Annotated in this window: 18 protein-coding genes; 8 read left to right on the forward strand and 10 right to left on the reverse strand. The window is 28.6% G+C overall.

Annotated features, from left to right (window positions below; translation table 11 throughout):
- Positions 1-18: 18 nt before the first annotated feature.
- The 5 genes from AC8GER_RS04340 to coxB all read right to left on the reverse strand — a co-directional run bounded on the left by AC8GER_RS04340 (position 19) and on the right by coxB (position 4,821).
- Positions 19-813: a cytochrome c oxidase subunit 3 gene (locus tag AC8GER_RS04340; RefSeq protein ID WP_506597644.1), complete on the reverse strand. Its 795-nt coding sequence runs from the start codon at positions 811-813 to the stop codon at positions 19-21.
- Positions 813-1,361: a cytochrome c oxidase assembly protein gene (locus AC8GER_RS04345; RefSeq protein ID WP_506597645.1), complete on the reverse strand. Its 549-nt coding sequence runs from the start codon at positions 1,359-1,361 to the stop codon at positions 813-815. The genes AC8GER_RS04340 and AC8GER_RS04345 overlap by 1 nt, the downstream gene beginning before the upstream one ends.
- Positions 1,362-1,464: 103 nt before the next feature.
- A complete protein-coding gene (locus AC8GER_RS04350) occupies positions 1,465-2,382 on the reverse strand; it encodes a heme o synthase (protein ID WP_029166979.1) in 918 nt (305 codons plus the stop codon).
- A gap of 9 nt (positions 2,383-2,391) precedes the next feature.
- Positions 2,392-3,990 (reverse strand): cytochrome c oxidase subunit I, encoded by a 1,599-nt coding sequence (gene ctaD / locus AC8GER_RS04355; RefSeq protein ID WP_506597646.1) that lies wholly within the window; start codon positions 3,988-3,990, stop codon positions 2,392-2,394.
- Positions 3,991-4,821 (reverse strand): cytochrome c oxidase subunit II, encoded by an 831-nt coding sequence (coxB, locus tag AC8GER_RS04360; RefSeq protein ID WP_506597647.1) that lies wholly within the window; start codon positions 4,819-4,821, stop codon positions 3,991-3,993. It abuts the gene before it with no gap.
- Positions 4,822-4,909: 88 nt separating this feature from the next.
- On the opposite strand from coxB, the gene tldD reads away from it, so the two are divergent.
- Positions 4,910-6,337, forward strand: coding sequence for a metalloprotease TldD (gene tldD, locus AC8GER_RS04365; protein WP_506597648.1), 1,428 nt, complete (start codon positions 4,910-4,912; stop codon positions 6,335-6,337).
- On the opposite strand, the gene AC8GER_RS04370 is transcribed toward tldD, so the two are convergent.
- Positions 6,334-7,053, reverse strand: a complete 720-nt coding sequence (locus tag AC8GER_RS04370; protein ID WP_506597649.1) for an RsmE family RNA methyltransferase — start codon at positions 7,051-7,053, stop codon at positions 6,334-6,336. The two genes, tldD and AC8GER_RS04370, sit on opposite strands and share 4 nt — an antisense overlap.
- A 37-nt stretch (positions 7,054-7,090) precedes the next feature.
- On the opposite strand from AC8GER_RS04370, the gene ubiA reads away from it, so the two are divergent.
- From ubiA to AC8GER_RS04400, 6 genes are read left to right on the forward strand one after another with little or no spacing between them, the layout of a single operon-like run.
- Positions 7,091-7,957 (forward strand): 4-hydroxybenzoate octaprenyltransferase, encoded by an 867-nt coding sequence (ubiA, locus tag AC8GER_RS04375; RefSeq protein WP_506597650.1) that lies wholly within the window; start codon positions 7,091-7,093, stop codon positions 7,955-7,957.
- A complete protein-coding gene (locus tag AC8GER_RS04380; protein ID WP_506597651.1) occupies positions 7,950-9,269 on the forward strand; it encodes a TldD/PmbA family protein in 1,320 nt (439 codons plus the stop codon). Before ubiA ends, AC8GER_RS04380 begins: the two co-directional genes overlap by 8 nt.
- Positions 9,270-11,003, forward strand: a complete 1,734-nt coding sequence (locus tag AC8GER_RS04385; RefSeq protein ID WP_506597652.1) for an ABC transporter ATP-binding protein — start codon at positions 9,270-9,272, stop codon at positions 11,001-11,003. It abuts the gene before it with no gap.
- A complete protein-coding gene (locus tag AC8GER_RS04390) occupies positions 11,003-12,238 on the forward strand; it encodes a 3-deoxy-D-manno-octulosonic acid transferase (RefSeq protein ID WP_506597653.1) in 1,236 nt (411 codons plus the stop codon). The genes AC8GER_RS04385 and AC8GER_RS04390 overlap by 1 nt, the downstream gene beginning before the upstream one ends.
- Position 12,239: 1 nt before the next feature.
- The gene (gene lpxK / locus AC8GER_RS04395) at positions 12,240-13,226 is read left to right on the forward strand and encodes a tetraacyldisaccharide 4'-kinase (protein ID WP_506597654.1); all 987 of its coding nucleotides are present in this window, start codon (positions 12,240-12,242) and stop codon (positions 13,224-13,226) included.
- Complete coding sequence (locus AC8GER_RS04400) at positions 13,226-14,101, forward strand: lysophospholipid acyltransferase family protein (RefSeq protein ID WP_506597655.1); 876 nt, start codon at positions 13,226-13,228, stop codon at positions 14,099-14,101. Before lpxK ends, AC8GER_RS04400 begins: the two co-directional genes overlap by 1 nt.
- Positions 14,102-14,106: 5 nt before the next feature.
- On the opposite strand, the gene AC8GER_RS04405 is transcribed toward AC8GER_RS04400, so the two are convergent.
- From AC8GER_RS04405 to xseA, 3 genes are read right to left on the reverse strand one after another with little or no spacing between them, the layout of a single operon-like run.
- Positions 14,107-14,898, reverse strand: a complete 792-nt coding sequence (locus AC8GER_RS04405) for a M23 family metallopeptidase (RefSeq protein ID WP_506597656.1) — start codon at positions 14,896-14,898, stop codon at positions 14,107-14,109.
- Positions 14,899-15,090 (reverse strand): DUF2093 domain-containing protein, encoded by a 192-nt coding sequence (locus tag AC8GER_RS04410; RefSeq protein WP_029167643.1) that lies wholly within the window; start codon positions 15,088-15,090, stop codon positions 14,899-14,901.
- A gap of 11 nt (positions 15,091-15,101) precedes the next feature.
- Entirely contained in the window at positions 15,102-16,289 is a 1,188-nt protein-coding gene (gene xseA / locus AC8GER_RS04415; RefSeq protein WP_506597657.1) for an exodeoxyribonuclease VII large subunit, read from the reverse strand.
- Positions 16,290-16,316: 27 nt separating this feature from the next.
- Between xseA and purD the strand changes: the two genes are divergently transcribed.
- Positions 16,317-17,582: a phosphoribosylamine--glycine ligase gene (gene purD / locus AC8GER_RS04420; RefSeq protein ID WP_506597658.1), complete on the forward strand. Its 1,266-nt coding sequence runs from the start codon at positions 16,317-16,319 to the stop codon at positions 17,580-17,582.
- Here purD and AC8GER_RS04425 read toward each other — a convergent pair.
- The gene (locus tag AC8GER_RS04425; protein ID WP_029167640.1) at positions 17,579-18,034 is read right to left on the reverse strand and encodes a nucleoside deaminase; all 456 of its coding nucleotides are present in this window, start codon (positions 18,032-18,034) and stop codon (positions 17,579-17,581) included. The genes purD and AC8GER_RS04425 overlap by 4 nt on opposite strands.
- Between the last annotated feature and the right edge of the window lies 1 nt (position 18,035).

Below are 18,035 nucleotides of genomic sequence, written 5' to 3' on the forward strand. Positions count from 1 at the left end.
TTTAAACAAAACAGTCTATTAACTTCCCCAAATATATATTGAAGCAAATAAGAACAGCCAAACTACATCAACAAAATGCCAATACCACGCTGCAGCTTCAAATCCAAAATGATGATCAGGCTTATAGTGCCCAGCTTTTGCTCTAAAGTAGCAAACTGCTAAGAAGATTGTTCCAACAAGCACATGAAAACCATGAAAACCTGTGGCCATATAAAAAGTCGCTCCATAAATACCTGTGCTAATCTTAAAGTCAGCAACCATATATTCGTAAGCTTGAAAACAAGTGAAAATAACCCCAAGAATTACCGTTAATAACAATCCATTTAATAATCCTTTTCGGTCATTCTCTAACATGGAGTGGTGCGCCCAAGTCACAGTCGTTCCTGATAAAAGCAAAATTAAAGTATTTATTAAAGGTATATGCCAAGGATCTAAAGTCTGAATGTCTTTTGGTGGCCATACGCCTCCTATAACTGCATCGGGAAAAAGACTTGAATCAAAATAAGCCCAAAACCAAGCAACAAAAAACATAATTTCAGATATTATAAATAGTGTCATTCCATATCTAAGACCAATTTGAACAATCGGAGTGTGATCGCCTTTATGTTCGCCTTCAATAACAACGTCTCTAAACCACATAAACATAGAATAAAGTGTTAAAGCTAATCCAATTAATAAAAGCCAAAAAGATTTGGCATGCATATAGTACACAGTTCCAAATGCTAAAATCATTGCAGAAAAAGAAATGGTGATCGGCCAAATACTTGGATCTACCAGGTGATAATCATGTCCTTTTTTATGACTGTCTGACATTAATTTTTATCCTTTTTAAAATTAGCTACATCAAAAAAAGTATAAGATAAAGTAATATCCTTAATTTCCTTTGTAGATAAGTCGTCTACTATTTTTGGGTCAATAAAATATGCCATTTCAAACACCATTGTTTCTTTGCCTTTTAAAGTTTGTTGCTCAAAACAAAAACAGCTAATTTTGTTAAAATATTTCCCAGCAGAATCAGGAGTGACATTAAATGTTGAAACCGCTGTTGAAGTTTCGTTTCCTAAATTTTTTACTATAAATTTATTAGTTGAAACTTGACCTGGCTTAATATCTATTTTTATTTTTTCTGCTTTAAAATCCCAAAACAAACCTTTTGCAACGTTAGTATCAAATCTAATTGTAACATTGTGATTTATAATAACATTCGGAACTTCTTTAGCAACTTTCGTTGTTCCTCCAAATCCAGTTACTTTACAAAATAATTCATAAAGTGGAACCGAGGCATAAGATAATCCTAACATGACGAAGAATATAACTACTAAATAAATAGGGTTAATTTTATTTTTTGTTTGCAAGCTCATAAAGGTCTAACAAATATTCCGTTTCCTATATTTAAAATTGTAAATATAAAAAAGAATATTACTAATAATATTAATATAATTGCTGTGATATAATTTTTTTTCATTAAAAAAATTTAATAAAACTTTCAATTAACAATAACGTAAAAATTAAAAACAAATACAAAATAGAAAAAGCAAATATTTTTTTTGAGAGTTTTGCTGTTTCTTTTTTGTTATTAGTTTTTAATAATTTAAATGTTAAAAAAATATAAAATAATCCTAAAATAATAGTTGGCACTAAATAAACTAAACCTGCAAAATTAAAATAAAAAGGAAGTATAGTTATAGGAAACAACATAAGTGCATAAGCAAAAATATTTTTCTTAGTAAAATCTACGCCTGATACAACTGGTAGCATTGGGATTTTAGCTTTTTTATAATCCTCAGATTTATATAAAGATAATGACCAAAAATGAGATGGAGTCCAAAAAAATATAATTAAAAATAAAATTATTGGTTCAATCGACAAATTATTATTGGCAATAGTCCAGCCTATAACTGGTGGAAATGCTCCGGCCGCTCCTCCTATTACAATATTCTGAACACTTCTTCTTTTTAGCCAAATCGTATAAATAAAAATATAAAAACCGATAGTAATAGCTAGTATTGAAGCTGACAGAATATTTGAAACAAAATACAATCCTGCAATAGAGATTAAGCTTAAAAAAACACCAAAATATAATGCCTGTGTGTTTGAAATTTTACCAAGCGGAATTGGTCTTAAGCATGTGCGAGACATCACAGCATCAATTTCTGAGTCGTACCACATGTTAAGTGCTCCGGCCGCGCCCGCACCTAATGCTACAAAAAACAATGCTGAAGCTGATGTTAAAAAATCTACCTGCTTATTTGAAATAATTAAGCCTACAAGAGCAGTAAAAACCACAAGAGACATAACTCTTGGTTTCATTAAATTATAAAAATTTTTAAGAATTAAAATATTTTTACTTTTTTGATAATTAGCAAATGTGGATTTGTACACTTTATTTAATTATTTAATTTTAGGCAGTTCATTAAACTGATGGAATGGAGGTGGTGAGCTTAAAGTCCATTCTAACGTAGTCGCACCTTCTCCCCATTGATTATCAGGAACTCTTTTTCCTCTAATAAATGCGTGGGCAACTAATGCTAAAAAGATTAAAACTCCAAATGCAGAAATATAAGAACCAACAGAGGAAATATAGTTCCATCCCGCGTAAGCATCTGGATAATCAGCGTATCTTCGTGGCATTCCTGCTAATCCTAAAAAATGTTGAGGGAAGAAAATTAAATTTACTCCTACAAATGTTAGCCAAAAATGTATTTTTCCTAAAATTTCTGAATATTCATATCCAGACATTTTACCAAACCAATAATAAAATCCTGCGAATATCGAAAATACCGCTCCCAGTGAAAGTACATAGTGGAAATGAGCTACTACATAATAAGTGTCGTGAAATGATGTATCAACTCCAGCGTTTGCAAGTACAACTCCTGTGACACCCCCAACCGTAAATAAAAATATAAAACCAATAGCCCAAAGCATTGGTGTTTTAAGAGTAATAGAGCCTCCCCACATTGTGGCAATCCATGAAAATACTTTGATACCTGTAGGTACCGCAATAATCATAGTTGCAAAAACAAAGTATGCTTTTGTATCTACGCCTAGACCGACTGTGTACATGTGGTGAGCCCAAACAACAAAACCTACAACTCCAATAGATACCATTGCATAAGCCATACCAAGATATCCAAAAATAGGTTTTTTTGAAAAAGTTGAAATAATATGGCTAACGATTCCAAAGCCTGGAAGGATCATAATATAAACTTCAGGGTGTCCAAAGAACCAAAATAAATGTTGAAATAAAACCGGGTCCCCTCCTCCTTTGGGTTCAAAAAAAGCTGTTCCAAAATTTCTGTCTGTCAGTAACATTGTGATTGCACCTGCAAGAACTGGTAAAGACAACAATAATAAAAAAGCAGTCACTAAAATTGACCATGCAAAAAGAGGCATTTTATGCATCGTCATCCCAGGAGCTCTCATATTAAAAATCGTAGTTATAAAATTAATAGCACCAAGAATTGATGAGGCTCCAGCAAGGTGCAAACTTAATATTGCAAGATCCATAGCTGGTCCTGGCTGTCCAGCTTTTGAAGATAATGGAGGGTATATTGTCCAGCCTCCGCCAACTCCTAATCCGCCAGGAGGACCTTCAACAAAAATAGAGGCGATTAATAAAATAAACGCTGCAGGTAATAACCAAAAGGAAACGTTATTCATTCTAGGAAATGCCATGTCAGGAGCGCCAATCATTAAAGGAAGAAACCAATTTCCAAAACCACCTATCATTGCTGGCATAACCATAAAGAAAATCATTATCAAACCGTGACCGGTAACCAGAACATTGTAAAGATGGTAATCACCTTTTAAAATTCCATCTCCCGGATACATAAGTTCCATTCTTATTAGAACAGAAAAAGCTGTTCCAATAATTCCTGCAATAATTGCAAAAATTAAATATAAAGTTCCTATGTCTTTATGATTTGTTGAAAACAACCATCTAGTCCAAAAACTTGGATAATGCGAATGATCAGAACTTGTATTAGCCATTTATTTTTTCTCCTTTTTTAAATTTTCTGCAACAACATTATTCTCTGGATATTTCGCAAACTTAGCTTTGGCTTCCTTAAGCCACTCATTGTATTTTTTTTCTGAAACTACCCTGACTGTGATTGGCATAAATGCATGTCGAGACCCACATAATTCTGAACATTGTCCATAATACACTCCCTCTTTTTCAGCTTTAAACCAAGTTTCATTTATTCTTCCTGGGACAGCATCTCTTTTAACTCCAAAAGATGGAACTGCCCAAGAGTGCAATACATCATTAGCTGTAATTAAAACTTTAACAACTTTACCAACTGGAACAACAACATGATTGTCAGTTTCCAAAAGTCTTGGTTGATTTGGTTTTAAATTTTTTGTCTCAACCATGTTGGCTTCAAATGCAATATTTTGATCTGGGTATTCATAACCCCAATACCACTGATAACCTATGGCTTTGATAGTAACGTCAGCCTTTGGAATAACATCTTGTTTATAAAGTAATCTAAATGATGGAACTGCTATAACTATTAAAATTAAACAAGGGATAACTGTCCATAAAATTTCTATAAAAGTATTATGTGATGTTTTTGACGGTATTGGATTTTTTGAAGCCCTAAATCTTATAGCTGAGTACAAAAGTAAAAAAAGTACAAAAACAGATATCGCAACTATAATTGGAAGTAATATGCGGTCATGTAGATGAACAATGTCGTCCATAACAGAAGTTACTGACTCATTAAAACCCATTTGCCAGTTATCTGCTGCGAACAATGTGCTTGGCGAGATAAAAAGCACTAAAGATAAATAAAATTTATTAAGTAATTTTTTTGTCATTAATTAAAGATATACTCTGTAAATATAGTTATTTAACTATATTATTATCACAAATATATACAAAAAATTTGCGACAATTTATCTAAAAATGAACCCAAATCTAAATGAGTTTTTTTCAGAAGAAAATTCAATTTCAAGAAAGTCAGCAGAAACAATAGTTAATAATACTCTTTTTAAGTGTGATGACGGTGAGTTATTTCTAGAATCTACCGTTTCAGAGTCGTTGGTATTAGATGATGGAAAAATCAAAAATACGAGTTACGATTCTAGCAAAGGTTATGGCTTAAGATCAGTTAATAATGATATTACAACTTATTCTCATTCCAACGAATTAACAGAAGAATCTCTAAAAAAGTCTGCAAAAATAATTCTGGACGCTAATAAAAATTATTCTGGAAAAATAAACTCAGGACCAAAAAAAACTAATAAATATCTATACACAGACGTTAATCCTATTGAAGCAAAAAATTTTTCAGAAAAAATAGATCTATTAAATAAAATTGATAAATATTTAAGATCTAAGAATTCATATGTTAAGCAGGTTTCAAGTTCAATATTTTCTGAGTACCAACAAATAGAGATTATTAGACCTGATAGTCAAAGTTATTCCGATAAAAGACCGCTTGTTAGATTTAATGTTTCGGTAATGGTTGAAAAAAACGGAAGAAAAGAAACAGGAAGTTATGGAACAGGTGGTAGAAAAATATTAGATGAATATATCACTGAACTAAATTGGAAAAAAGTTTGTGATATTGCCTTAAAACAAGCATTAATTAATCTTGAAAGTGTTGATGCTCCTGCCGGTGAAATGAAAGTAGTTTTAGGACCTGGTTGGCCTGGAATACTTCTTCATGAAGCAATTGGGCACGGGCTTGAGGGTGATTTTAATAGAAAAAAAACTTCAGCATTCTCAAATTTGATGGGACAAAAAATAGCTGATGAACAAGTAACAGTTGTTGATGATGGAACAATTGAAAATAGAAGAGGATCAATAACTATTGATGATGAGGGAACCCCAACTAATAAAACTGTTCTGATCGAAAAAGGAATTTTAAAAAATTATATTCAAGATAGATTGAATGCAAGATTAATGAATGTGCAGCCAACAGGAAATGGACGAAGAGAAAGTTTTGAACATATGCCAATGCCTCGTATGACAAACACTTATATGCTTTCTGGAAAATATCATCCAGATGAAATAATTAAATCAGTTGATAGGGGAATTTATGCCGTTGCGTTTGGTGGTGGGCAAGTAGATATCACGAATGGTAAATTTGTTTTCTCTTGTACTGAAGCTTATGAAATTAAGAATGGAAAAATTGGTAAACCATTAAAAGGTGCAACTTTGATTGGCAATGGTCCTGACGTGCTTACAAAAGTTAAAATGGTTGGTAATGATATGGAGTTAGATGCTGGCATTGGAACATGTGGAAAAAATGGACAATGGGTACCAGTTGGTGTTGGTCAACCAACAATTTTAATTGATGGTATTACTGTTGGTGGAACTCAAAATTAATTAATCTTAGAATTTAATATAGCAAGACCTGCAACAGCTGCTGTTTCAGATCTTAAAATATTCTGTCCTAATGAAATAGGAATGCAATTATTCATACTGCCTAATAAGTCTCTTTCTTTTAATGAAAAATCACCTTCTGGACCAACTAGTAAATAAAATTCTTGATTTTTATTATTTTTAAAAACTTCTTCAATTTTTTCATTGGAGCAGTTAATGTCTGCAAAAAAAACTATAGAATTTTTATCAAGCGATTTGAGTTTTTTCTCTAACTTTTCAACTGCATAAATAGCTGGCAACGATAACTGATTAGATTGTTCACAAGACTCTTTTATGATTTTTTCTGTTCTTTTAACATTTAAATTTTTAGCAACCGATTTTTCAGAAATAACAGGGTAAAAACTCTTAATGCCCACTTCTGTACACTTTTGAATTAAATAATCTAGTTTTGAACTTTTAATTAAAGAAAATATCAAAGATATTTTTCCTGGTTTGCTTATATTTTCAATTTTTGAGATTAATTTTACTTTTGTATTTTTTTTATCAGAACTAATAATCTCTCCTTTGAACTCTCCGTCCTTAGAGTTAAATAAAAAAACATTATCTCCTACTCTTAAGCGCATTACATTCGTCAGATAATGAGCATCTTCTTTTTCTAAAATTAAATCTAAATCTAGGTTTAATTTTTTATCTAAATAAATTCTTACTTTTAAAGACATAACTGTTATTGTAACTAAATTACCTAATTTTTACAAAATGTACCAATTTGCCAACCTATTAAGATTAAATAAACCAATTGGAATCTTTTTACTATTCTGGCCATGTGCTTGGAGTTTAGCAATGACTCAATGGTATGTTGTTAATAATTATCTATTTATTAAATACTTTATTCTATTTTTTGTTGGGTCAATAATCATGAGAAGCGCTGGCTGCGTCTATAATGACATCGTAGACAAAAAAATAGATATCAAAGTTCAAAGAACAAAAAAACGTTTAATAGCTGCAGGAAAAATAACAACTAAAACTGCCTGGCTTATTATTTTATTGCTACTAATTCCTGCCTTCATAATATTATTTCAGTTAAATAATTTTTCTAAAATATTAGGTCTGTCATCTGGATTATTAATTCTTACTTATCCTTTTATGAAAAGGATAACATTTTGGCCTCAATTATTTCTTGGGTTTACATTTAATTGGGGTGTATTACTTGGTTGGTCAGTGTTCTTTGAAAATTTAACGATAGAAATTATTATTTTGTATATGGCGGGAGTTTTTTGGACTTTAGGATATGACACAATTTATGCCTTACAGGACAGACGTGATGATTTAAAAATAAAAGTTAAATCTACGGCAATTAAATTTGAATATGATATAAAAAATTTTTTATTTTTTTGCTATATATCAACAATAACTTTGTTAATTGGCCTAGGATTTTTAACAAATAGATCTCTTGCATATTTCTTCTTATTAGTACTTGCAGCGTTACATTTGGCCTATCAAGTTATAATAATTCAAAAAATAAAATCTAATAATAGAGAAAAAATTCAAATAGTTTTTAATAGCAACAATTCTTTTGGAGTCTTAATATTTTTAATATTTTTTTTAGAGATCTATAATGCTTAAAGATAATTCCTTCTTAAATAATCTTGGTGAATATTGCATTGATGAATTAAAAAAAATCGGGGCTACAAACTCTGAGGTAATCGTAGCTCATTCAATTTCTGAGGATATGTTACAAAGAAATGGAAAAATTGAAGAGGTCACAAGATCTGAAGATATTAGCATTGGACTAACGGCCTATATTGGACAAAAAAAATCTTCTATCTCCAGTTCTAATTTAACAAAAAATAATATCAAACAGGCAATTATTAGATGTTACGAAATGGCAAAAAATACACCTGAAGATAAATATTGCGGTCTGCCTAACAATAATAATCTTGAAAAAGATCATATTGATTTAGATTTATTTGACAATTCAATAATCTCTTATGAAGCTAAAAAAGATTATATTTCTGAATGCGAATCTGAAGCATTAAAACAGAAAAAAATCTTTAACTCTAATGGAGTTTCATTTACCGAAGCTAAATCAAATTTTATACTGAAAAATTCTAATGGTTTTTCCAATGGACGAAGATCATCGATCTTTAGTGTTTCATGCGATGTTGTTGCAAAAGAAGAGGATAGCATGGAAAGAGATTATGAATATTCATCCAAAAGATTTTTTTGTGATTTAACTAAACCCAAAGACATTGGAAGGATAGCGGCTATAAGAGCAAGCGCGAGATTAAGTCCAAGAAAAATAAATTCTTTTGCTGGACCGGCCGTATTTGAGCCAAGAGTATCCTCGAGTTTCTTGTCACATTTAATAACGTCCATTTCTGGACATAATTTGGCTAGAAAAGTAAGTTTTATTAAAGGCGATATAGGAGAAATTTTATTTCAAGAGAATATTAATGTCATAGATGATCCGTTAATAAAAAAAGGATTGGGATCAAGAAATTTTGACTCTGAAGGTGTGGACTGTAAAAAATTAGAATTAATAAAAAAAGGCAAACTTAATGAGATCATTTTAGACACTTATTCTAGTAAAATGTTAAATAAAAAATCTAATGGGCGATGCGGTGGTACGACGAATTGTTATTTTGAAAATGGAAAAATAACAAAAACAGATTTAATGAAAGATATTAAAAAAGGAGTTTATATAACAGAATTATTTGGCTCTGGATTTAATAGTGTTACAGGTGACTTTAGCAAAGGGGGTTCTGGATTTTTAATAGAAAATGGTGAGATAACTTATCCAATTAGTGAGATCACAGTTGCAGGGAATATTAAAGATATGTTCAAAGAAATGCTATTGGCCAATGATTTAGAATTTAAATCTAGAACTAATTCTCCAACAATTAGAATTAACAACGTAAGTATTGCGGGAAAATAAATGACTAAATTAGAACTTATAAACAGAATCTTTAAAACACAGGTTAAAAAGTATATTCCAGAACTAAGTATAACTTTTATTTTTATTATTTTAACTTCTCTTACAACAGCTGCCACGGCATGGCTACTAGATCCTGCTATTAAAGAAATTTTTGAAAATAAAAATAAACAAATGCTATATCTTATCCCTGTAGCAATAGTTTTTACCTTTATAATAAAAGCTTTTTCAATTTACGGAACAAGAATTATTACTATTAAAGTTGGAATAAAAATAATTAAAAATATTCAAACTCTAATGGCTCAAAAATTTTTACTATCTGACATCTCGCATATTACTAAAAAACATTCAGGAAAATATTTGTCTAATTTTACTAATGACACAACTATATTATTTACAGTTTTAACTGGTGTGGTTGTAACGTTATTTAAAGAAATATTTACATTAATAGCATTGCTTGGACTAATGTTTTACCACGACTGGCAACTAAGTTTGCTAGCTATGATAATGATACCTATTGCCGCTATTTCTTCAAAAAATATAGGAAAAAAAATGGGCAAAAAAGTCCGTGTAAGTCTAGAAGCTTCAGATAAATTTATGAAATTTTTGAGTGAGATAATTAAAGGATCTTGGTTAATAAAAATCTATCAAAAAGAAGAGGATGAATTAAAAAAGATTAGTATGATTATTGATGAGCGATTTAAGGCTATAAGAAAAGTTGAACAAACAAGATTAGGCGCCGGTCCAATAATGGAAATAATTTCTGCTATTGCTATTGCCATTGTAGTTTTTTTTGCAGGCTACAGAAGCATGCAAGGCGCCATAACACTTGGAGAGTTTGTTTCTTTTTTAGCTGCTCTAATGTTGGCCTACCAGCCAGTTAGAGCATTAGCTGGGATTAATGTTGGTATACAAGAAGGTGTAACAGCCGCTAAACGAATATATGAAATAATTGATCAGAAAAATGAGATTTATAACGATGAAAATGCTCCTTCTTTAAAATTAAAGAACGCAACATTAGAGTTTAAAAATATCAGCTTCACATATCCAGATGGTACACATGCTTTAAAAAATTTATCTGCAAAAATAGAAGGTGGAAAAAAAGTTGGTTTAGTTGGTATAAGCGGATCTGGAAAAACTACATTTTTAAATTTAATTCCAAGATTCTTTAATTTAGAACACGGTACAATTCTTATTGATGACCAAAATATAAACACTATAAATTTAAATTCTTTAAGAAAAGAAATTTCAATAGTTAGTCAAGATGTAATACTTTTTGATGACACTATTAGATCTAATATATTATACGGAAATGCATCAGCATCTGATGATGAAATAATAAACGCATGTAAATTTGCAGCTGCCCAAGATTTTATAGAAAAACTTCCAAACAAATATGAAACTATCATTGGGGAAAATGGAATAAAATTATCTGGAGGGCAAAAACAAAGATTATCAATAGCAAGGGCTATATTAAAAGATTCTTCAATAATATTATTAGATGAGGCCACTTCGTCTTTGGATTCTGAGTCTGAAGCAGTTATCCAAAAAGCTATTGAAAATTTAACTAAAAATAAAACAACAATTATAATTGCTCATAGACTATCAACGATCATGAAATGCGATAAAATTTTAGTTTTTGATAGTGGTCAAATAGTTGATGAAGGCAGTCATGAATTTCTTGTAAAAAATTCTTCGATCTACAAAAACTTATATGAAAAACAAATTATAAATTAATGAGGATTGCTTATTATTTAATAACAACGGTCTTCTATTACCTATTATATCCTTACCTTTATTTTAGAATTTTAAAAAAAAAAGAGTGTCCATTACGCTATCGAGAAAAATTAGGAGTTTCACTTAAAGTCAGAAATGATGGTTATTTAATGTGGTTTCATTGCTCAAGCATTGGAGAATTAAAAAGTATATTTCCAATAATTGATCACTATTTAAAAAAAAACCAGATTCTAGTTACAACTACTACCTTGGGCTCAAATGAAGTCTTTCAAAAAAAATATTACAATACCAATAATATCATCCATCAATATTCTCCTATTGATAGTCCACAAATTATTAAAAAATTTTTTAAAAAATGGAATCCTAATATTATTTTTTTTACTGAATCTGAAATATGGCCAAATCAGATCTTTCACGCAAAAAATATTAATATTCCAATAATCCTACTAAACGCAAGAATCTCTAATAAATCATTTATTAAATGGAAATTAATAAAAAATAGTATGAATAAAATACTAAATTGTTTCGATTTAATTCTATGTCAAAGCAATGAAAGTGCTGATTATTTTAATTATTTTGGAACTAATAATGTCAAAATATCAGGTAATCTTAAATATGTGACATCAGAAGACATTGGAAATAAAGAAGAAAATTTAAATATACAAAAAAGATTAATATTTATAGCTCTAAGCACTCATCCTACAGAAGAAGAGTTTTGTATAAAAATACATGCATCTTTGAAATCACAATACGCTAACCTATTAACAATCATTATACCAAGGCACATAAACAGGATTCCTGAAATAAAAAAAATAATTATAAACGCTAAATTAAATTTTTTAATTGCGGAAACTCTTGATAATTTTGAAAATAACACCGATATTTTAATAATTAATTCATATGGAAATACTAAAAAAATTCTTAAATCATCAAAATATGTCTTTATTGGCGGGTCTTTAGTTAATCATGGTGGGCAAAATCCAATTGAAGTTGCTTATAACAATGCTTTAATTTTTCATGGACCACACGTACATAACTTTAGCGAAATATATGATTTCTTAAATAAAGAAAATATTGCTTTCAAGATTAATTCTGAGGCCGAATTAATTGATCAGCTAAAAGCAAAATTTAATAATTATCAAAATAACAATATTAAAGAAAAAATAATTAAAATGGGCGATGAAATTTTATCATCAACAATTAAAAGATTAGATCAATATATAGTTAATAAATAAGATGTATTTTATTAAACCAAAGTTTTGGGATAAAAAAAATAATTCCTTTTTATCTATATTATTATATCCATTATCATTTTTTTATTATCTGATTTGTATAATAAGAAAAAAAACTACTATTACACAAAAATTTAAAATTCCTATAATCTGTGTAGGAAATATTTATATTGGCGGCACTGGTAAAACGTCTGCAGCTATAGAGATAATTAAAATTTTAAATAAATCTAAAAAAGTCTGTTTTTTAACAAAAGGATATGGAAGAAAAAGTAAGAGAGATATTTTTTTAAATGAATTAAACATACCCAATCAAAAAGCTGAGGATACGGGTGATGAAGCATTGCTATTAAATAAATTTGGGCATGTATATATTTCAAATAATAGAGCTGAGGCTATAAATACTATTATAAAATTAAAGTATGAGGCCATTATTCTAGATGATGGATTCCAAGATCATCAGATATTTAAAAATCTAAATATTCTATGCTTTGATTCAAAAAATTGGGTTGGAAATAATAATTTAATACCATCTGGACCTCTTAGAGAGCCATTAACATCAATAAAAGAAGCTAACTTCATAATTGTTAAAGGAGAAAAAAATCAAATTATTGAAAAGGAAGTTAAAAATATAAATCCGAATATTGAGATTATTTATGCTGAAAACAAAATTGAAAATATTGAAACTTTAAAGAATAAAAATTTTATAGCATTTACTGGAATTGGTAATCCATATAGCTTTTTTAATACTTTACTAGATCACAACATAAAAATCATAAAACAAATTATTTATCCAGACCATTTTCAATTTACTGAAAAAAATTATAAAGTTTTATCTAAAGAAGCTGAAAATAATAAATGCGATTTGCTAACGACTGAAAAAGATTACCTAAGAATTAATAATAATTTTAAAGAAAAAATTTATTATACTAAATTGAATACTCTATTAATTGAAAAAGAATCTTTAGAAGAAAAACTTAAAAAATTATTTTAATGAAAATTATTAGATATTTTTTAGAATTTTTCATCGTAATAATATTTTTTATAATATTTAAAATTATTGGTCTTAAATTGTCTTCTGACTTAGGAGAAATAATAGGAAAGTACTTTGGTCCTTTATTTAGGAAAAAGACAATAGCTAAAAAAAATATTTTAATAGCATTTCCAGATCTTAATGAAAAATCAATCAATGAAATGATTGAGCGCATGTGGAAAAATATAGGAAGAATTTTTGGAGAATATATCCATATAAATAAATTCAGTATAATAGATCAAAAAAAAATAAAAATAGTCTTTGCTAATAAAAATAATTTTGAATTATTAAAAAAAAATAATAAACCAGTAGTTTTTTTTTCTGGTCATTTTGCAAATTTTGAATTAATGGCAAAATGTTTGCAAGAATTAGGATTTAATATTGGGGCTATTTACAGACCTCTTAATAATATTTTTTTAAATCCAATTATGGAATTTATTAGAAAAAAATATATTTGCCCGATTCAAATAGAAAAAGGTTCCAATGGAACTAAAAAATTAATTAAACACATTTCAACTAACGGTCCTTTAGCATTAATGATTGATCAAAGATTATCATCCAGTATTCGTGTGCCATTTTTTAATCAGCCGGCCTCAACAACAACAACTCCTGCTCAATTAGCTATTAAGTATGATGCATTGCTTATTCCGGTATTTTTAAAGAGATTAGAAAAAACTAATTTTGAATTTTTTATTGAAGAGCCTTTGATAATAAACAGAACTAGTGATTATGATAAAGATATTTTTAATATTACCCAAATCATGAATAAAAAAATTGAGGAATTTATAAAAAGAGATCCAGCTCACTGGCTGTGGTCCCATGATAGATGGAAATAAAAATATTATTTAAGAATTAATTCTGGATCAATTTTAGCATCAAACCAGTTCACTCCGAAATGCAAGTGTGGTCCAGTGGCTCTACCTGTTGAACCGACCTTTCCTATTACTTGCCCTTTTTTAATTAATTCATCTTTTCTTACTAAAATTTCATCTAAATGAGCGTAAATTGTCGAAACCCCATGTCCATGATCTAAAATTACACTTCCTCCTGTAAAATAAAAACCTTTCTCAGCAAGGGTCACATATCCACCTGCTGGAGATTTAACCTCTGTTCCTTTGGGCGCTGCAAAATCAATACCTAAATGTGGTGAACGAGGCTTACCATTCAATATTCTTTGACTTCCATAAACCCCTGAAATTACACCATCAATAGGCTTACTAAAGCCAGATAAAAAAAATTCAAAATCTGAATTAATTAATTGAGCATTTTTAATTAAATTATTTTCTTTTTTTATTATTTCTAATGACTCTTGATCTGGAGTTACCATTTTTTCATGAAGACCATCTATTCTTTGAATTTTATATTGTCTTTTCTTTATTTTGTAAGTTTTAGAAATTACTTGATTGTTCTTATCAACTGACTCAATAATAATATTTCCTGTTTGATTATAATTAATACCAAAAACAAAAATACCATTTTTAGATAATTTTATTTTTTGCTTATTAACATATATAGACTTATCGGTCTGTTCTTTCCCAATGATAAGCGCTCCTTGAGTAATTTCTCCATTTAACTCAAAAGCATTTACCAAGTTTAATTGGAATAATAAAAATAATATAATTAAAAAACGCATTTATTTTTTATTCAATTGTTTAAATCTTTCTGCAGCCTCAACATAGGAAAAATAAGCTTCTTGCAATTCCACATTCCAATATTTTAGTTCCGATAAAGCTATTTTCTTCCCAGAAACTTTGCAAAGCACATAATCACCTGTAGTAATAATCTCAAAGTTTGCAGGTTTAAATTTTAATTTTGCTTCTTTCATAAAAAATATTTTTAACTAATTTTAGCTTTAATTTTTCCATCTGATAATTCAATTGTAATATCATTATTTTTATTAGCACTATCTTTTTTGTAAATAATATTATTATTTAAATCTCTAACAATTGAAAAACCTCTTTTTAGAATTCTATTAGTATCTAAGCTATTTAATCTAGAAAAAATACCATTTAAATTTAATTGAAAATATTTAAATTTATTTTTTAATAAATTAAAAAGAGATTTGTCAAAACCTTTAATTTTATCTTTTTTTTCTCTAATAAGATTTTTTAAATTATTAATATTTAATGATTTTACTAATTGATAAATATTTTTATCTTTCTCTTTTAAAAATAAATTAAAACCGGAAATTAATTGTTTTTGTAATGCAAAAATTTTTTCAATTAAATTATTTTTTTCTGGAACAGCTTTTTCTGCGGCAGCTGTTGGGGTTGATGCTCTATAATCTGCAACAAAATCCAGTAAAGTAAAATCAGTTTCATGACCAATTGCAGAGATAATTGGTATTTTGCTTGCAAATGCAGCTTTCACTACCTTCTCATCATTGAATGAAATTAAATCTTCTGCTCCTCCACCTCCTCTGGCTATTATTATTGTATCAACATTAATTTTTGTGTTAAAAAATTCTATACCTTCAATAATTTCTCCTGCTGATTTATTTCCTTGCACAGAAATTGGATAAATTAAAAGATGAGTTGGATATCTATCTGTAACTCTATTAATAATATCCATTATTACAGCCCCTGTTGGAGAAGTAATTATTCCAATTTTACTAGGAATAAATGGGATAGGTTTTTTATGTACTTCGTCAAAATATCCTTCAGCCTGTAATTTTTTTTTTCTTTGCTCAATTAATTTTAGGAGTGCTCCCTCGCCTTGAAGTTCAATTTGATCTACTTTAATTTGGTAACTTGAAATACTACTTTTGGCATATGTTGTAATTTTTCCTTCAGCAACAACCTCCATTCCTTCTTCTGGAAAAACTTGTAAAAGTGGTACTGCGCTTGACCAACAAATAGCATTCAGTACAAAATTTTCGTCTTTTAAAGAAAAATACAAATGTCCTTTGTTTTCTTTTATTTTAGAAACCTCTCCTCTAATTCTCACTCTTTCAAAATTTTCTTCTAAAATATTTTTTGTTAAAGATGTAATTTCTGAAACAGAAAATTCTGGTATGTTTTTCATTATCAATTTATATACCTATATTATTATATGAACATAGCTGTTATAGGAAGTGGCGGTAGGGAACATTCTATTTGTTTTAAACTAAAACAATCAAAACAAACTAATAAAATTTTTTGTATTCCAGGAAATGCTGGAACAAGCGCAATAGCAGAAAATATTAATATAGACGTTCTTAATTTTAAAAGTATTTCTGAATTTTTAAGAAACAATAATATAAAAATAGTATTTGTTGGCCCTGAAGTTCCTTTAGTTAAAGGAATAAAAGATTACTTAGAAAAAAAAGGATTTTTTGTATTTGGACCTTCTAAAGCGGCATCAAGATTAGAAAAATCTAAATCTTTTACAAAACAACTCTGCAAAAAATATAAAATACCTACGGCACAATATAAATCTTTTAACAGTATGAAAGGTGTTAATGAGTATATAAAAAAAATGAATACTCCTATTGTTATTAAAGCTGATGGGTTAGCATCTGGCAAGGGAGTTTCTATCTGCAATAGTAAAACTGAAGCACTGAAAAAATGTAAAGAAATTAATCTAGGAAAATTTAAAAGTTCTAAAAAATTTGTTATTGAAGAATTTTTATCAGGAGAAGAAGCGAGCTACTTTATACTTTCGGATGGAAAAAATTATAAATTTTTTGGAACAGCTCAAGATCACAAAAGAATAGGCGAAGGTGATACTGGTCCTAATACTGGAGGAATGGGCGCTTACTCTCCTTCAAATATTATTACAAAAAAAGTTGAGGAAAAAATAAAGCAGCAAATTATTGAACCTACATTAAAAGGACTAAAAAAATTAGGATGCCCTTTTGTCGGAGTTCTTTACGCAGGCTTAATTATTAAAAACAATCAACCCAAACTCATTGAGTATAATATTCGACTAGGAGATCCTGAATGCCAAGTTTTGATGATGAGATTAAAAACAGATTTGTTAAAAATTATATTAGCTTGTAAAAAAAAACAAATTAACAAATTAGTAATTAATTGGAGTAATAAAAAAGCAATGACAATTGTAGCGTCATCTAAAGGATATCCTAATAAACAAAGTAAAATATCAGAAATAAAAAGTACACAAAAAATCCTACTCAATAATAATCAGTATTTATTTCACGCAAGTACATTTAAAAAAAATAATAGAATTTTCTCATCTGGTGGTAGAGTTTTAAATGCCACGGCTTTAAGTAAAAATCTTAAATCAGCCCGAGATACATGTGTTAACATGTTAAAAAAAATTAACTGGAAAGACAAATACTTTAGAAAAGATATTGGCTGGAGAGCAATTAATAGCTAATTACGTTTTTTCTTAAAAAAATTTTTCATTAAATTTAAAAAAATATTTTCTTTAAAGCCATAATAAAACTTAGGCTTATGATGTAAATTATTAGAATAAATCAACTTTGGACCATTAATAAAACCTCCTGACTTTTTATCTTCTAAGCAAAAGTAAACTCTTCTAATTCTAGAAAGAGAAATTGCAGAGGTACACATGGCGCATGGCTCTAAAGAACAATAAATATCAAATTTATCTAATCTTTTTGAATTTGATAATTTTGAAGCTTTTAAAATAGCATTAATCTCAGCATGTAAAATAAGATTTTTTTTAGATTGATTTATGCATGCTGATATAACTTTTTTATTAACTGGATCTACTATAATTGCGCTAATAGGAAGCTCTCCTAAAGCAAGAGCTTTTTTTGATAATTTTAAAAGTAAATTAGTATAAATATCAATTTGACCATTCATT

Origin of the sequence: Fontibacterium abundans (SeqCode) (genome assembly GCF_965235095.1) — a bacterium.
Taxonomy (GTDB): Bacteria; Pseudomonadota; Alphaproteobacteria; order Pelagibacterales; family Pelagibacteraceae; genus Fontibacterium; species Fontibacterium abundans.

Excerpts from the sequence above, each read along its gene's own strand:
- AC8GER_RS04340 (WP_506597644.1), bottom strand. The coding sequence starts at position 813 with ATGTCAGACAGTCATAAAAAAGGACATGATTATCACCTGGTAGATCCA.
- AC8GER_RS04345 (WP_506597645.1), bottom strand. The coding sequence starts at position 1,361 with ATGAGCTTGCAAACAAAAAATAAAATTAACCCTATTTATTTAGTAGTT.
- ctaD (WP_506597646.1), bottom strand. The coding sequence starts at position 3,990 with ATGGCTAATACAAGTTCTGATCATTCGCATTATCCAAGTTTTTGGACT.
- coxB (WP_506597647.1), bottom strand. The coding sequence starts at position 4,821 with ATGACAAAAAAATTACTTAATAAATTTTATTTATCTTTAGTGCTTTTT.
- tldD (WP_506597648.1), top strand. The coding sequence starts at position 4,910 with ATGAACCCAAATCTAAATGAGTTTTTTTCAGAAGAAAATTCAATTTCA.
- AC8GER_RS04370 (WP_506597649.1), bottom strand. The coding sequence starts at position 7,053 with ATGTCTTTAAAAGTAAGAATTTATTTAGATAAAAAATTAAACCTAGAT.
- ubiA (WP_506597650.1), top strand. The coding sequence starts at position 7,091 with ATGTACCAATTTGCCAACCTATTAAGATTAAATAAACCAATTGGAATC.
- AC8GER_RS04380 (WP_506597651.1), top strand. The coding sequence starts at position 7,950 with ATGCTTAAAGATAATTCCTTCTTAAATAATCTTGGTGAATATTGCATT.
- AC8GER_RS04385 (WP_506597652.1), top strand. The coding sequence starts at position 9,270 with ATGACTAAATTAGAACTTATAAACAGAATCTTTAAAACACAGGTTAAA.
- AC8GER_RS04390 (WP_506597653.1), top strand. The coding sequence starts at position 11,003 with ATGAGGATTGCTTATTATTTAATAACAACGGTCTTCTATTACCTATTA.
- lpxK (WP_506597654.1), top strand. The coding sequence starts at position 12,240 with ATGTATTTTATTAAACCAAAGTTTTGGGATAAAAAAAATAATTCCTTT.
- AC8GER_RS04400 (WP_506597655.1), top strand. The coding sequence starts at position 13,226 with ATGAAAATTATTAGATATTTTTTAGAATTTTTCATCGTAATAATATTT.
- AC8GER_RS04405 (WP_506597656.1), bottom strand. The coding sequence starts at position 14,898 with ATGCGTTTTTTAATTATATTATTTTTATTATTCCAATTAAACTTGGTA.
- AC8GER_RS04410 (WP_029167643.1), bottom strand. The coding sequence starts at position 15,090 with ATGAAAGAAGCAAAATTAAAATTTAAACCTGCAAACTTTGAGATTATT.
- xseA (WP_506597657.1), bottom strand. The coding sequence starts at position 16,289 with ATGAAAAACATACCAGAATTTTCTGTTTCAGAAATTACATCTTTAACA.
- purD (WP_506597658.1), top strand. The coding sequence starts at position 16,317 with ATGAACATAGCTGTTATAGGAAGTGGCGGTAGGGAACATTCTATTTGT.
- AC8GER_RS04425 (WP_029167640.1), bottom strand. The coding sequence starts at position 18,034 with ATGAATGGTCAAATTGATATTTATACTAATTTACTTTTAAAATTATCA.